Here is a 14,385-nt window from a genome sequence, read left to right on the forward strand (position 1 = left end):
CCCCCGGTGGTCCCGGTGGCCCGGGCGCTCCCGGCGGCCCCTTCGGTCCGCCCCAGTTCGGTGGCCCTCCCGGCCCGCCGCCGCTGCCCCCGCTCGGCCTCTTCCAGTCGAAGTCCGGTCCACGCACCGCCCTGCTCAACCTCTCCGGTGTCGGTGCGGGCTACTTCTACCTGAAGAACTGGCTGTTCTTCGGGATCAACGTGGTCGTCACGCTCGCCCTCCTGGTGACCGCGGCGGTCCTCGGTGCCGCCGACAACCTGCTCGTGTGGGTCCCCACCCTGCTCGGCTGGGTCCTCGTCACCGTCGTGCACGGCCTCTTCGCCGGCCGTGCCCACGACCGCCGACTCATGGCCCGAGGGGAGCAGCCCTCCGCCCGTCCCCTGCCGATGATCCTCGCGGCGTGCCTGGTCCTGGCCATGGCCGTCTCCCTGGTCGGGGTGTGGCAGACCGGTGAGTGGCGTCTGCGGGTCGCCGACGCCGCCCACGAGCGCGGCGAGTGCGGTGACGCGATCGACGGCTACAACGCCGTGGAGTCCGGGTTCCAGCTCTCGATGTCCCCCAGCCTCATGAGCCGGGCCCGGGACGGTGTGGAGGCCTGTGAGCTGCTGCGCCGAGCCCAGTCCGACGTGGACAACGAGGCCTACGACCACGCCCTGGAGTCCTACAGCGAGTACTTCGCGCACCGGGCCTCCCGGTGGGAGGACACCGACGGCAGCGTCGCCGAGGTCCACCTGGACTACGCCACGCAGCTGGCCACGGAGGCCGACGAGCTCTACAACGGCGAGGTGACCGACGAGGTCGAGGAGACCTTCCGGCAGGCCCAGGAGACCTACACCTTCGTGGCCGAGGACTTCGCCGACACCCCCGCCGCGAACGAGGTGCCCGAGGCCCTGGTCGACCTGTACTCCCTGGCCACGGGCGACTACGCGGGTGAGAACTGGTGCGGCGCCATCGCCCAGATCGGCATGTTCGACGAGCTCTCCTGGGAGTCCGCCCCGGAGATCGCCGACCGCATCGAGGAGGAGCGACCCAACGCGGCCCTCAACTGCGGTTGGGACGAGGTCGACGCGGAGAACTACGACGGGGCCGAGGACCAGGTCGCCTTCCTCACGGCGGACTACCCCGACCACGAGGCCGACGACGTCGAGGACCTGGAACGGCACATCGGCGCCGGCCGTCTCGACCAGGAGATGGACCTCCTGAGCGTGTTCGGCAGCTCCTCGATCGACGACATGACCCCGGTGAGCACGGGCGGCGGCGACAAGGTCACCATCGAGTTCACCAACCACTCCCCGGACGACATCCGGTTCCTCTTCGTGGGCCCGGACGCGGTGCACGGTGAGGAGGGCGCCGCGGGCTGCGACGGTTGTGAAATCTACAGTTCGCCGCCCAGCGCCGAGACCTGCTTCGGTGAGGGCGAGGTCCTCAAGGTGGAGCTGAACCCGGGCGAGTACCGCATCATGGTCACCTCGACCGAGTCCGGTTTCGGCAGCCAGCCCCTGCACGGCACCAAGAACCTCAAGGCCGGCGAGAGCTACGAGTCCTGCTACTACCAGGTCGAGAACTGACCGGAACCGGCGGGGCGACCCGCTGAGGAGGACGCGCGGCCCCGGGAGGGACACCCTCCCGGGGCCGTCTCCGGTCCGGGCGACACACCCCGGGGTTCGTCTCCGCTCCCCTTTTGCGTACTGTGTGCTTCGTAGCACGCACACCTGGAACGGGGGTCACCACATGGGAGGGCGCACGTCCTGCTCGCTGCGGGTGGCATGGGACGACGGACTCACCGCCTACGACTTCGGGCCGCAGCATCCGCTGGCGCCGATCCGGGTGGAGCTGACCATGGCGCTCAGCCGTGAGCTCGGTGTCCTCGATCGGCCCGGGGTGGACCTGATCGACGTCGAGCCCGCCTCCGACGAACTGCTCTCCATGGTGCACGACCCCGCCTACATCAAGGCCGTCAAGCGCGCGGGCCGGACCCTGGAGCCCGACGACACGCACCTGCTCGGCACCGCCGACAACCCCGTCTTCCCCGACATGCATGACGCGGCGGCGCTCATCTCCGGCGCCTCCGTGGCCGCGGCCAAGGCCGTGTGGACGGGGGAGAGCGCGCACGCGGCGAACATCGCGGGCGGCCTGCACCACGCCATGCGCGGCAACGCCTGGGGCTTTTGCGTCTACAACGACCCGGCGCTGGCCATCGCCTGGTTGCTGGAGCAGGGCGCCAAGCGCATCGCCTACGTCGACGTGGACGTCCACCACGGCGACGGCGTGCAGAACGCCTTCTACAACGACCCGCGGGTCCTCACCATCAGCCTCCACGAGTCCCCGGTGACCCTGTTCCCGGGCACCGGCCAGGCCTCCGAGACGGGCGGGCCCGACGCCGAGGGCTACGCCGTCAACGTGGCGCTGCCCGCGGGCACCGGCGACACCGGCTGGCACCGCGCCTTCGAGGCGGTCGTGCCGCCGCTGCTGCACGAGTTCCAACCCGAGATCCTGGTGACGCAGCAGGGGTGCGACACCCACGCCCTGGACCCGCTGGCCAACCTCACGCTCAGCGTGGACGGCCAGCGCCGGGCCTACCAGGAGCTGCATCAGTTGGCGCGCAAGACCGCCGGCGGTCGGTGGCTGCTGTTCGGTGGTGGCGGTTACGGGCTGGTCCACGTCGTGCCGCGGGCCTGGACGCACCTGTTGGGGGAGGCGTCCGGTGGGCCGATCGACCCGGACAGCGAGACCCCGCAGGAGTGGCGGGACTTCGTCCGCAGGCGCACCGGCGAACTGGCGCCTCTGTACATGACGGACGGCCGCGAGGTCACCTTCACGCCCTTCGAGCACGGCTACGACCCCGGAGACCCGATCGACCGGGCCATCCACGCCACCCGTACCGCCATCTTCCCCAGTCACGGCATCGATCCCAGCCTGTGAACGACCCGTCCGTTCCGCTCCGTCGGACCGGAGGCCCGGCCCGCCGGATCACACGACGGTGAAATCTGCCGGATGGCCGCGTGGTCGGCGTTCAGCGGGTAGGAAGGTGATGAATACCGGGCGAACGGGAGCCGGCGCCGTGGTGGACGCCCGGCGCGTCACCGCGGTCGCCGAGCAGGAGAGGAAGGGGAACGCAGGTGACGCCGCCGACACGGGCCGAACTCATCACCTATCTGGTTCGCACGGGGATCGCGGGCCACGTCGACACCCCACGGCAGAACAACCTGCGTCACTACCGAAGGCTCGTCCAAAAGGACCCCTACCACCAGTTCGGCCTCACCTTCTCGAACGACTGGACGTTCGCGGAGGTCCTCGCCCTCATGAACAAGCGCTGCGGGGTCGTGGGCGACGAGGAGTACGTGTGGGGGATCGACACGATCGACCCGGACCTGACCATCGACGCCCTGGAGGCCCTCGCCGACCGCCTGGCCCTGGCCGCCGAACGCCGTGAACGCGTCATGTTCGCGACCGGCCATCCCCGCAACCTCCAGGAGACCTACGCCGCCTGGAAGGACGCGCTGGTCGCGCGTGGCTGTCCGGTGGTGACCGCCGCCGGCGGCTACTCCTACGAGGTCACCACCGAGCGTCCGCCCAACCGCCGGATCGTGGTCTGGCGAGACGACGTCGCGCTCGTCACCGACGGGCATCTGCCCCGGCACAGTCACCACCCGTTCGCGATGCGGGCGATCCTCAACGAACTCGGCGACCGGGGGGAGGCATGGCCGCAGTTGGTCATCGCCGACCACGGTTTCGCGGGTGCGGCGGGAGAGATGGGCGTGCCCGCGATGGGGTTCGCCGACTGCAACGACCCGGCGCTCTTCCTCGCCGAATACGAGGGGAAACTCCTGGTCACGGTGCCTTTGGACGACGGCTATCTGACCGAGGACTACGCCCCGCTGCGTGATTACGTTCTGTTCCGGGCCGGTCTCCTCTGAGCGAGGGCGACCATTTATACCCAGCGTTAAACCTCATCCGACCCGTGTGCAACGTATATCCCCGAAGACAGCAGAACCGACCTTCCCTAGAGGGGAACTCCGCTCTACTCTGATAAACGGACGTGTCAGTAGTGACAGCGTGACACACCGGCGTGTCGGTGTGACGGGCACGAAAGCCGGGGTCCCCCGATCACCGGAAGGTGTGTCAGTGCTGAACGGCAGACAATTGCTCACGTCCGGGAATGAGGGCGTCGGAAGATGAACGGGAGCAAGCCGCCTCTCGAAGAGGTCAGGTTCTTGACCGTGGCGGAGGTCGCCACGATCATGCGCGTATCCAAGATGACCGTTTACCGAATGGTGCACTCGGGAGTCCTCCCCGCAATCCGTGTGGGGCGTTCGTACCGGGTCCCCGAGAGGGCTGTGCACGACTACCTCCGAGAGGCTTTCGTCGAGGCCGGTTGATCGGCAGCCGGGCGGGGCCCGGGTGCGGGGCGACACGCCCGGCACCCGGTCCGCCGTCCACCAGAGGGACGTTGTACCCCCACCACCGTCCCCATGGTGAACACCACCCCGCCGGCGGTCACCTCGATCACGGTTCGATGGCCCCTTGCCCCGGGCCGGCGAAGCGGTTGTCAGGGCATCTACTACACTTTGTCGTTGTTGTAGTCCGCCCTGTTCACACCCCGTTCGCGAGGTCCCCTCGATGCCCAGTACCAGCACGGGTGCGCGGCGCCGCCGTGTCGTGCCGCACCTGTCGGCCGCCGCCGTGGCCGTCGTTCTCGCCCTGTCCGGCTGCGCCGGGGGCACCGAGATCCAGAGCGGTGGCGAGGAGGACCGCTTCATCTCCGGTGACGGCAGTGCCACCGTCTTCGAGGCGGGGGAACGCGACGCCGCCCCGGACGTCGCCGGCACCACCTTCGACGGAGACGACCTCTCGCTCTCCGACTACCAGGGACAGATCCTCGTCCTCAACGTCTGGGCCAGCTGGTGCGGGCCCTGCCGCGCCGAGCAGCCCGTCCTGGACGAGGTGCACGCCGAGTACGAAGACCTCGGCGTGGACTTCCTCGGCGTGAACATCAAGGACAACGAGACCGCCGCGCGCGCCTACACCGACAACAAGGGCGTGCTCTATCCGAGCCTGCACGACCAGCCCGGCGAGATCCCCCAGGCCTTCCGCGAGACCGTCCCTCCCCGCGCCATCCCCAGCACCCTGATCCTCGACCCGAACGGCGACATCGCCGCCCGCGTCATCGGCCCCACCACCTACGGCCAGCTCACCGAACTCCTCGACCCCCTCGTGGTCGAGTTCGACCTCGGTGACCCCGAGGACCGCCCCCGCGTCTCCGAGCAGGACGACGAGGAGGACGGGGACGAGGACCCGGACGGGCAGGAGAGCGACGCCGCCGACCCGGCCGAGAACACCGATGAGGACACCGGGGACGACGGCTGATGGATCCCATCGGCACCACGGTCCTGACCGGTTCACTGCTCCTCGCCGCACCGTTGGCCCTGGCCGCCGGGTTGGTCTCCTTCCTGTCCCCGTGCGTGCTGCCCCTCGTTCCCGGATACCTGTCGTACGTGTCCGGGATGAGCGGCTCCCACGTGCGCGAGCGTCAGGAGGCCGCGGGCGGCACCGGTGGCGACACCGGGGGCGGTACCGGTGGTGGTGCCGCCACCGACATCGATACCGAACTCGCCTCCCGTCGCTGGACGATGGTCACCGGCAGCATCCTGTTCATCCTCGGGTTCAGCCTCGTCTTCGTCGCCGTGGGCGGGTTCATCGGCTGGCTGGGCGACCTGCTCATGGTCTACACCGACCCCATCACCCGGGTGCTCGGTGCGCTCACGATCGTGCTCGGCCTGGCCTTCATGGGTGTCATGCCGGGCTTCGGCCGCGAGTTCCGCTTCCACCGCCTGCCCCGCGCCGGGCTGGCGGGGGCCCCGCTGCTGGGTGTCCTGTTCGGACTGGGCTGGACCCCGTGCATCGGACCGACCCTGGCCGCCGTCCAGACCCTCGCCTTCGTCGAGGGCGGCGCCGGCCGGGGCATGCTTCTGTCCCTGATCTACTGCGTCGGCTTGGGGCTGCCCTTCATCCTGGCCTCGTTGCTCTACCGCCGCGCGCTCAACACCTTCGGCCGGCTCAAACGCCACACCCGCACGGTCACCGTGATCGGCGGTGTCATGCTCGTCCTGGTCGGTCTGGCCATGGTGTCCGGGCTGTGGACCGAGATGACCATCGCCATGCAGGGCTGGGCCGCCGACTTCCAGACGGTGATCTGACTTGACCACGACCGAGACCGACACCCCGACGCCCTCCGAGGAGAACCCCCGACGCCCGGCCAAGGGCCTGGGCGTCCTGGGCTGGGGGCGCTGGATCTGGCGCACGCTCACCTCGATGCGCACCGCCCTGATCCTGCTGTTCCTGCTGGCGGTGGGCGCCATCCCCGGCTCGATCCTGCCGCAGAACGTGGTGAGCGTCGACGAGGTGGCCACGTACTTCCGGGAGAACCCGGAGCTGGCCCCCTGGCTGGACCGCCTCTACCTGTTCGACGTGTTCTCCTCGCCCTGGTACGGAGCCATCTACCTGCTGCTCTTCGTGTCCCTGGCCGGGTGCGTGTTCCCGCGGGCGATGGTGCACGCCAGGGCGGTCCGCGCACGTCCGGTGGCCACCCCGCGCAACCTCGGACGCATGCCGTACGTGGCCCGGTTCGGGACCGACACCGCTCCCGACACCGTGCTGGAGCAGGCGCGCAAGGCCCTCAAGGGCTACCGCGTCGAGCGCTACGGCGACTCGGTGTCGGCCGAGACCGGCTACCTGCGCGAGGCCGGCAACGTCCTGTTCCACCTGGCCCTGTTGGGGCTGCTCCTGGCCCTGGCCGCCGGTTCCTTCTTCGGTTACCGCGGCAACATGCTCATCGTCGAGGGCGACGGGTTCGCCAACACGCTCCCGGCCTACGACGCCATCTATCCCGGGCACTGGACCGACACCGACGAGTTCGCCCCGTTCACCCTGCACTTGGATCGGTTCGAGGCCACCTTCATCGAGGAGGGGTCCCTGCGCGGCCAGGCGGAGTCCTACGTCGCCGACATCACCTACACCGAGGAGCCCGGCGGGGAGGAGATGACCCACCGGCTGGAGGTCAACCACCCGTTGAGCGTGGACGGTGTCCAGGTCTACCTGCTGGGGCACGGTTACGCCCCGCAGTTCGAGGTCCGTAACGCCGACGGCGACCTGGTCTTCGACCAGGCGGTCCCGTTCCTGCACCGCGAGACCATGAGCTTCACCTCCGACGGTGTCGTCAAGGTGCCCGACACCGGTGGTGAGGAACTCGGATTCACGGGGGTCTTCCTGCCCACCGCGATGGAGGACGCCGAGGGCGAACTGGTCTCCTCCTTCCCCGGCACCCAGAACCCCATGGTCACGATGGAGGCCTTCCGAGGCGACCTCGGGATGGTCGATCCACAGTCGGTCTACCAGCTCCAGACCCGGGGCATGGAACAGCTGGGCGAGTCGCCGGTGATGGCGGTCGGCGACACCTGGGAACTGCCGGACAAGGCCGGTTCCATCACCTTCACCGGCGTCAGTGAGTACGTCACCCTCCAGAGCAACCGCGACGGTGCCCGGGTTCCCGCGCTGGCCGCCGCCACCCTGGCGGTGGTGGGCCTCATCCTCACCCTGTTCGTGCGCCCCCGCCGTGTCTGGGTGCGGGCCACCGAGGGCGAGGACGGGCGCACCCGCGTGGAGCTGGCCGGCCTCGGCAAGACCGAGGTTGCCGGGGACAACGCCGAGTTCCACGAGATCGCCACACGACTTGCCGGACGGCTCCGGAGTGAGTCCGACGACAACCCCATCACCCCAACCGAAGAGTCGACCACACGAGGGAGTGACCGGTGACGAACACACTCGCCGCACCGGTGAACGAGAGCATGGCGTCGGCCAGTGACACGCTCATCATCGCGATGATCGTGGCCTACGCCGCCGCACTCTTCCTGTTCGCGATCGAGGCCGCGTACGGCCGCCGCACCAAGCTGAAGGCCGGTCGCCTCATGCCGGTCGGCGCCGGAGGGGCCCAGGGCGGTGACGACGACATCGAGGTCGACGTCCGCACGTCCGAGGGCGAGGCGCAGGCCTCCCAGAGCGTGCTGGGCACGATCGCGCTCGGCGTGACCGCGCTGGGCTTCCTGCTCAGCCTCGCGCAGGTCATCACCCGGGGTCTGGCCGCCGGCCGCTGGCCCTGGGGCAACATGTTCGAGTTCGTCGTCGCGATGTGCCTGGTCGCCGTCGGCGCGCTGTTGTACGCCTCCTGGCGCTACCAGGCCCGTTTCCTCGGCGCCTTCGTGCTCGTGCCGGTGCTGCTCCTGCTCGGCATCGGTGTGCGTTGGCTGTACGTCGACCCGGGCCCGCTCATTCCGGCCCTGCACTCCTACTGGGTGCCGATCCACGTGACCGCGGTGATCATCGCCGGTGGCGCCTTCATGGTGTCCGGCGCAGCGGGCGTCACCTACCTGGTGGCGCACCGGGCCGAGGCCAAGAGGGCGCTGGGGGAGAAGGTCGCCGGTATCGCCGGACGCCTGCCCAGCCCCGAACTGCTGGACCGCATCTCCCACCGGCTCATCCTCTTCGGTTTCCCCCTGTGGACCTTCGGCATCATCGCCGGGTCGATCTGGGCGGACGAGGCCTGGGGCCGTTTCTGGGGGTGGGACCCCAAGGAGGTCTGGTCGTTCATCTCCTGGGTGATCTACGCGGCCTACCTGCACGCGCGGGCCACCGGTGGCTGGCGCGGTCCGAAGGCGACCTGGATCAACGTGATCGGTTTCGCCACCGTCATGTTCAACTTCTTCGCCGTGAACTACATGTTCAGCGGCCTACACTCCTACGCCTGAGCCGACGACGGCGCGGCGGTCCCCGGGGCGGGTCCCGATCGATGATCGGGCCCGCCCCGCGTCGTGTCCGGGGTGGGGTCACACACCCGTCGATCCCTGGACCGCGGGCACCCTGCCCGCGAGCTCCTTGCCGGCCCGCTCGGCCAGCGCGCGGGCCTCGGCGTGCAGCCGCTCGGCCTCGGGCCGGAGCGGTTCCATGGCGGGCGTCATGGCGGCGAGCGTGAGTTCGCGCTCGATCACGGTGAGGTCGGCCCCCCACGCGTCGGCGAGCAGTCGGCGCAGGTACGGAGTGGAGTGGTCCCACCCCTCCTTGGGCGTGCCGGGGCCGTAGCCGCCACCGCGCACCGTGACCAGGACGGTCGGGGTGTCCTCGAGGATCGGGACGCCCGTGCCGGCACCGGTGATCACCAGGTCGGCCCAGGCCTTGAAGTGCTGGGACACGCCCCAGTTGTAGAGCGGTACGGCGAGGATCACGGCGTCCGCGTCGGCGAGCTCGGCGCTCAGGCGGGCGGCCAGGTCCAGGGCCTCCCGCTGACGGTCCGTGCGCTCCTCTTCCGGGGAGAAACCGCCCAGCGTCGCGGCGGTCCAGGCGTCCGCGGGCACCGGGTCGGTGCCCAGGTGGCGCCGCACCACCTCGCCGTCGGTGTGCGCGGAGGTCCACTCCGCCTCGACGATGTCGGCCAGCTCGGCGCTGGACGAGGTGGCGGGCAGGATGCTGGCGTCCACACGGAACAGCTGCACGATCGACTCCTCATGAGGGTGGATGCGCCCCGTGATCGGGGCACGACTGCAAGACTAAGCGGACTATACCCCGTTTAGCAACGACAAGCGGACCGTACCCCGTTTAATTTTCCGCTGCTAGCATGCCCGTGTGGACCCATCCGTGAGCCCCCCCGTGATCCCCCTGGAACGTCCCCGGCGGGAGAGGGCCGACGCCGTCCGCAACCGTCTGCACCTGCTCCGTGTCGCCCGCCGGTTGATCGCCGAGGAAGGGGCCGATCGGCTCACCATGGACGGGCTCGCCGCCGCGGCCGACCTGGGCAAGGGCACGGTCTTCCGACGCTTCGGCACCCGCGCGGGCATCTTCCGCGCGCTGTTGGAGGACTCCGAGCAGGAGTTCCAACGGGCGGTCCTGGAGGGGCCGCCGCCCCTGGGCCCCGGGGCGCCGCCGGTCGAGCGCCTGGCGGCCTTCGGCCGTGCCCGGGTGGAGCACCTGGCGGCCAACATCGAGGTGGTGGGACAGAGCAGGGTGGACGGCCATGGCGAGGGCCCCCTCGGCTCGTTCAGCGTGCTGCACTTCCGCGTGCTGCTGGAGGGGGTGGACCTGCCGGGGATCTCGCTCGACGCGGTGGCGGTCCTGCTGGCCGCGGCGGTCGAGACGCCGCTGCTGTTGACGCTCGACCGGCACGACGTGGAGAGCCTTCCCGGGTCGGTCGAGGATCTCGCGGCCGCGTGGGAGGCCCTCGTCCGCCGTATGGTCGGGTGACCCCCGGGCGGTTCAGGCCCCGGTGATCCGGGGCGGTGCGGTGGAGTCGCGGACGACCAGGGAGGTCTCCAGGGTCACCGTTCCGGTCGACCCGGCGGCGTCCACCGAACGCAGCAGCAGGTCGACCGCCCCGCGTCCGGCCTCGGCCACGGGCATGTCCACCGTGGTCAGGGCGGGGCTGGAGTACCGGGCCACGTGGCTGTTGTCCACGCCGATCACGCTGAGGTCGCCGGGCACGCCGAGCCCGAGTTCGGCCGCCCGACGGACGAGACCGAAGGCGACGAGGTCGTTGTGGGCCAGCACCGCGGTGGCGCCGGTGGCCACGACCTGTTCCACCACGGCCCGACCGCCCTCCTCCGTGGGCGGGTTGGGGCCGACCCGGTGGATCCGGACACCGTGGTCCTCGGCCCGGTGTTCGGTGGCGCGTTCGATCTCCCCGCTGGTCCAGGCTCGCGCGGGACCGCCCAGCACGACGATTTCCCGGTGGCCGAGCCCGATCAGGTGTTCCATGGCCCGCCGGGTGCCCGCGCCGACGTCCATGAGGACCCCGGAGACCCCGCGCAGACGGCGGTTGATCACCACGAGCGGGATCTCCTGCGCCAGTTCCGCTATGACGCGGTTGGTCAGTCGCGGCGCGACCAGCACGGCCCCGTCGACCTGCTTGGCCATCGACCGGATCAGTTCCTCCTCGACCCGGGCCTGCTCATCGGTGTCGGCGATGAACACGTGGTAGTCACGGGCGCGGGCCTGGGCCTGCGCCGCCTTGAGCAGGGGAGGGAAGAAGGGGTTGGCGATGTCGGCGACGATGAGGCCGAGGTTGCCGGTCCGGCTGGTGGACAGCGCCCGTGCCGCCCGGTTGGGGCGGTAGCCCAACTCCTCGGCCGCCGCCAGGACCCGGGCGCGGGTGTCGGGGTTGACCAGGTGCGCCGCGGAGAACGCCCGCGAGACCGTGGAGACGTGGACACCGCTCACTTTGGCGACGTCCCTGATGGTGACCGGCACCCGTGGACTCCGTTTCCGCTGTTGGGCCATGGCGGCGGCAAGCGTTTGTCGAAGGGCTCCCCGCCGAACCTCGCCGCTTTTGTCATCCTGACCCATCGAAGGCCCGCTTTTCCAGCATTTTCCCACAACAACCCGGCGGAGGAGGGTTGACGCGGTCACGGTGGATCGGAGACCTTCATGCAAACGTTTGTATACGGGTTCCGGCCCCATCCCCCGAAGGAGCACCGATGCGCAGACCACCCCCGATCCCGGTCCTGACCCTGGCCGCCCTGCTCACCGCCACCACCCTCCTGCCCGTGGCGCCCGCGAGCGCCGAACCCGACGTCGACCCCCGCGGCGTCGCCCGGGAGACCCTTCCCGAGGGCGACGGATGGGGGTCGGCCGGCCGTGGCACCACCGGCGGGTCGCAGGCCGCTCCGGAGAACGTCCACGTGGTCTCGACCCTGGAGGAACTGCGCGCCGCGCTCGGTGGCAAGGAGGAGGACACCCCCCGGATCGTCTACGTCGACGGCCGCATCGACGCCAACACCGACCCGGACGGTGCCGCGCTGTCCTGCGACGACTACGCGGTGGACGGGTACACGCTCGACGCCTACCTGGAGACCTACGACCCCGAGGTCTGGGGCCGACAGGACCCCGAGGGGCCGTTGGAGGAGGCCCGACTGGCGTCGGCCGCGGTGCAGGCCGAGCAGATCAGGGTCGAGGTCGGTTCCAACACCACGCTCGTGGGGCTCGGCGGGGACGCCGCCCTGTCCGGGGTCAACCTGCGCGTCCACGACGTCGACAACGTCATCCTGCGCAACCTGACCTTCTCCGACGCCCACGACTGCTTCCCCGGCTGGGACCCCACCGACGGGGCGAGCGGCAACTGGAACTCGGAGTACGACCAGGTGGAGGTCTCCGGCGCCACCAACGTGTGGGTGGACCACAACACCTTCGACGACGGTGACAACCCCGGCACCGAACTTCCGGAGTACTTCGGCCGCAAGTACGAGGTGCACGACGGGCTGCTCGACATCGTGCGCGAGACCGACCTGGTGACGGTGTCCCGCAACCACTTCGACGGGCGGGACAAGGCCATGCTGTTGGGCAACAGCGACAGCCGGACCACCGACCGGGGGTACCTGCGGGTGACCTGGCGGCACAACCACTTCGACGGCCTGGGGGAGCGGGCGCCCCGGGTGCGGTTCGGGCAGGTGCACGTCCACAACAACGTCTACACGGTCCGGGACCCGGAGCACTTCGGCTACAGCGTGGGGGTGGGCCGGGAGTCGCACCTGTACGTGGAGAACAACCTGTTCGACGTGCACGACGGGATCGAGGTCGGCACGCTGCTGCGCAACTGGGGCGGTACCGACATCGTGGAGCACGGGAACGTGCTGACCCACGAGGGGAGCGGGCGTCCCGCCCCGGTGGATCTGGTCGCCGAGCACAACGCGCACTTCCCGGACGCCCCGCTGGGCACCGAGGTGACCTGGGTGCCGCAGTTCACCGCGGAGGTGGAACCGGTGCACGCGATCCGGGGTCTGCCCCGGGAGGTGGGCGCCGGACGCCTGTGAGGCCGTCCTGGGGTCCGTGAGGCCGTTCGCGGCCGTCGGTCGGACAGCGCGTCGCCACGCCCGCCCGACGGCCCGGAGAACAGCGATGGGGGCCGCACCCGACATCGGGTGCGGCCCCCACCGTTCGCTCTGTCGGCGAGCCTCTCGGGGCGACTACTCTTCCGGGTCGATCCGCCGGTTCAGGCGGCGAAGGAACTCGGGGTCGTCGTCCGGTCCGAGCGGGTGCGCACTGCCGGAGGGCTGGGAGAAGTCTGACGGGTCAAGGTCGTCCGCGGTCATGGCCTGAGGTGGAGAGGACGTGTCGCCCTGGGCCGGGACGGACCGGCGCGGGCGCCCCAGGAAGAACCAGAGGATCCACCCCACGGGTATGAACAACGCGATGACGACCAGCCACAGGATCTTCGGCAGATTCCGAATCTCCTGGGCAGGGGTGGTCAACGCGTCGAAGAACGCGTACACCCATAGAACGATAGATACGAGCGTGATCAGGCCACCGAGCCACACCATGGTTCCAGCCTACTCTCGCTGTCCACTCCTCATGGCCGTGACCCACGCCCCGGAGGGTGCGGGAGACCACGCGGAACACCGTGTCCGGGGTCGCTGAGGACGTGTCGTGTCTTGTGGTTCAGGGGGTGGTCTCGCTGGGCTCCCCGAGCAGGAGGGCTCGCACCTCGGACTCCCGGAAACGACGGTGCCCGCCCGGAGTGCGAATGCTGCTGATACGCCCTGAGGCGGCCCATCGTGTGACGGTCTTGGGATCAACCCGGAAGAGTGAGGCCACTTCCCCGGGGGTCAACAGGCGTTCGCTTGCTCGTTCCACCTTCACATTCCCCCAATCGTGCCCGCCTTGAGTGAGGGGGCGGCGGGCGTTTGATCCCCTAGTGTGCACGAGTTGGTCCGTTTCCTCCCTAGTTTTCGGAGAAATTGTGCCGATCGGGCGATGACTGGGGGATATGTGATCGGAACGTGATGTTCAGGTCCCCCTGTCGGGATTGGAAACATCCCATGAACACCGCATCCGATGCCTGGGGCATCCCATTCGATCCGGTGTCGACGCACATCCGAAAACCGACACCCGGTGCCGGAATCGGACCCCGGTCCCGAAGTAGATCGACGCTCCGATCCGGGGCGTCTCCGTGTCGTCGTGCGTCCGGTTCGCGGGCATGCGGACCAGAGCGTGGGCGGTCGACCGTGTCGACCCGATCCGTTCGGGTGAACGACGTGCTCCACCACGGTCGGCGCGGGAGCTTTACCTCCCTGACCTGCGTAAACGTGATTTTATCAGAATGCCTTGTGTCACAAGTGGGTTTATCGGATGCGGACCATTCGACCTGACTTCTCCGGAATCGGCGGGGCCGCCGCTTCCGCGCGGGCGGCCCGCGGGTCCCGTCCGGGCGCCCCGCCCTCGCCACCGCGCGCATCCCGTTGAGACGCCCGCTCCACCGCCCCGGGTCCCGGGGGTGAAAGCACGACCCTCCTCCCGTCCCGAAGCCCCCGGCGGTCTCCCCGACGTACCCGACCGCGGTCCCGGAGCGGG

The 14,385-nt window shown here is 69.8% G+C and carries 14 protein-coding genes; 10 read left to right on the forward strand and 4 right to left on the reverse strand.

Annotated elements, in window-relative coordinates; translation table 11 throughout:
* The 8 genes from DSY14_RS14055 to ccsB all read left to right on the forward strand — a co-directional run.
* Positions 1–1,568 (forward strand): DUF1109 domain-containing protein (locus DSY14_RS14055; protein WP_374224014.1); only part of this gene is annotated, 1,568 nt, incomplete at its 5' end.
* Positions 1,569–1,761: 193 nt separating this feature from the next.
* Positions 1,762–2,922, forward strand: coding sequence for an acetoin utilization protein AcuC (locus DSY14_RS14060; RefSeq protein ID WP_211717014.1), 1,161 nt, complete (start codon positions 1,762–1,764; stop codon positions 2,920–2,922).
* Positions 2,923–3,119: 197 nt separating this feature from the next.
* The gene (locus tag DSY14_RS14065) at positions 3,120–3,917 is read left to right on the forward strand and encodes a phosphatase (RefSeq protein WP_211716993.1); all 798 of its coding nucleotides are present in this window, start codon (positions 3,120–3,122) and stop codon (positions 3,915–3,917) included.
* Positions 3,918–4,175: 258 nt separating this feature from the next.
* A complete protein-coding gene (locus DSY14_RS14070) occupies positions 4,176–4,379 on the forward strand; it encodes a helix-turn-helix domain-containing protein (RefSeq protein ID WP_013155995.1) in 204 nt (67 codons plus the stop codon).
* A 241-nt stretch (positions 4,380–4,620) separates the two neighbouring features.
* Positions 4,621–5,367, forward strand: a complete 747-nt coding sequence (locus tag DSY14_RS14075; RefSeq protein WP_211716994.1) for a TlpA disulfide reductase family protein — start codon at positions 4,621–4,623, stop codon at positions 5,365–5,367.
* Positions 5,367–6,197 carry a cytochrome c biogenesis CcdA family protein gene (locus DSY14_RS14080; RefSeq protein WP_211716995.1) on the forward strand — a complete coding sequence of 277 codons (831 nt, stop codon included), beginning with the start codon at positions 5,367–5,369 and terminating at the stop codon, positions 6,195–6,197. The genes DSY14_RS14075 and DSY14_RS14080 overlap by 1 nt, the downstream gene beginning before the upstream one ends.
* 1 nt (position 6,198) lies before the next feature.
* Positions 6,199–7,812: a cytochrome c biogenesis protein ResB gene (locus DSY14_RS14085; RefSeq protein WP_374224015.1), complete on the forward strand. Its 1,614-nt coding sequence runs from the start codon at positions 6,199–6,201 to the stop codon at positions 7,810–7,812.
* On the forward strand, positions 7,809–8,801 hold the full coding sequence (ccsB, locus tag DSY14_RS14090) for a c-type cytochrome biogenesis protein CcsB (protein ID WP_211716996.1): 993 nt from the start codon (positions 7,809–7,811) through the stop codon (positions 8,799–8,801). Before DSY14_RS14085 ends, ccsB begins: the two co-directional genes overlap by 4 nt.
* A gap of 78 nt (positions 8,802–8,879) precedes the next feature.
* Here the strand turns inward: ccsB and DSY14_RS14095 are convergent, their stop codons facing one another.
* Positions 8,880–9,542: an FMN-dependent NADH-azoreductase gene (locus tag DSY14_RS14095; protein ID WP_211716997.1), complete on the reverse strand. Its 663-nt coding sequence runs from the start codon at positions 9,540–9,542 to the stop codon at positions 8,880–8,882.
* Between the two features lie 142 nt (positions 9,543–9,684).
* On the opposite strand from DSY14_RS14095, the gene DSY14_RS29220 reads away from it, so the two are divergent.
* The gene (locus tag DSY14_RS29220; RefSeq protein WP_307851222.1) at positions 9,685–10,287 is read left to right on the forward strand and encodes a helix-turn-helix domain-containing protein; all 603 of its coding nucleotides are present in this window, start codon (positions 9,685–9,687) and stop codon (positions 10,285–10,287) included.
* A 12-nt stretch (positions 10,288–10,299) separates the two neighbouring features.
* On the opposite strand, the gene DSY14_RS14105 is transcribed toward DSY14_RS29220, so the two are convergent.
* Positions 10,300–11,289 carry a LacI family DNA-binding transcriptional regulator gene (locus DSY14_RS14105; RefSeq protein ID WP_211716998.1) on the reverse strand — a complete coding sequence of 330 codons (990 nt, stop codon included), beginning with the start codon at positions 11,287–11,289 and terminating at the stop codon, positions 10,300–10,302.
* A 227-nt stretch (positions 11,290–11,516) separates the two neighbouring features.
* Here DSY14_RS14105 and DSY14_RS14110 point away from each other — a divergent pair, with 227 nt between their 5' ends.
* The gene (locus DSY14_RS14110) at positions 11,517–12,848 is read left to right on the forward strand and encodes a polysaccharide lyase family 1 protein (RefSeq protein ID WP_211716999.1); all 1,332 of its coding nucleotides are present in this window, start codon (positions 11,517–11,519) and stop codon (positions 12,846–12,848) included.
* Positions 12,849–13,001: 153 nt separating this feature from the next.
* On the opposite strand, the gene DSY14_RS14115 is transcribed toward DSY14_RS14110, so the two are convergent.
* Positions 13,002–13,355: a PLD nuclease N-terminal domain-containing protein gene (locus tag DSY14_RS14115; RefSeq protein WP_211717000.1), complete on the reverse strand. Its 354-nt coding sequence runs from the start codon at positions 13,353–13,355 to the stop codon at positions 13,002–13,004.
* 118 nt (positions 13,356–13,473) lie between these two features.
* Positions 13,474–13,674: a BldC family transcriptional regulator gene (locus tag DSY14_RS14120; RefSeq protein ID WP_017603819.1), complete on the reverse strand. Its 201-nt coding sequence runs from the start codon at positions 13,672–13,674 to the stop codon at positions 13,474–13,476.
* Positions 13,675–14,385 lie beyond the last annotated feature (711 nt).

This window comes from Nocardiopsis sp. MG754419, from assembly GCF_018207095.1.
Classification (GTDB): Bacteria; Actinomycetota; Actinomycetes; order Streptosporangiales; family Streptosporangiaceae; genus Nocardiopsis.

What these genes read in the sequence shown, in the direction of transcription:
- DSY14_RS14070 (WP_013155995.1), top strand. Translation starts at nt 4,176, where the DNA reads ATGAACGGGAGCAAGCCGCCTCTCGAAGAGGTCAGGTTCTTGACCGTG.
- DSY14_RS14075 (WP_211716994.1), top strand. Translation starts at nt 4,621, where the DNA reads ATGCCCAGTACCAGCACGGGTGCGCGGCGCCGCCGTGTCGTGCCGCAC.
- DSY14_RS14080 (WP_211716995.1), top strand. Translation starts at nt 5,367, where the DNA reads ATGGATCCCATCGGCACCACGGTCCTGACCGGTTCACTGCTCCTCGCC.
- DSY14_RS14110 (WP_211716999.1), top strand. Translation starts at nt 11,517, where the DNA reads ATGCGCAGACCACCCCCGATCCCGGTCCTGACCCTGGCCGCCCTGCTC.
- DSY14_RS14115 (WP_211717000.1), bottom strand. Translation starts at nt 13,355, where the DNA reads ATGGTGTGGCTCGGTGGCCTGATCACGCTCGTATCTATCGTTCTATGG.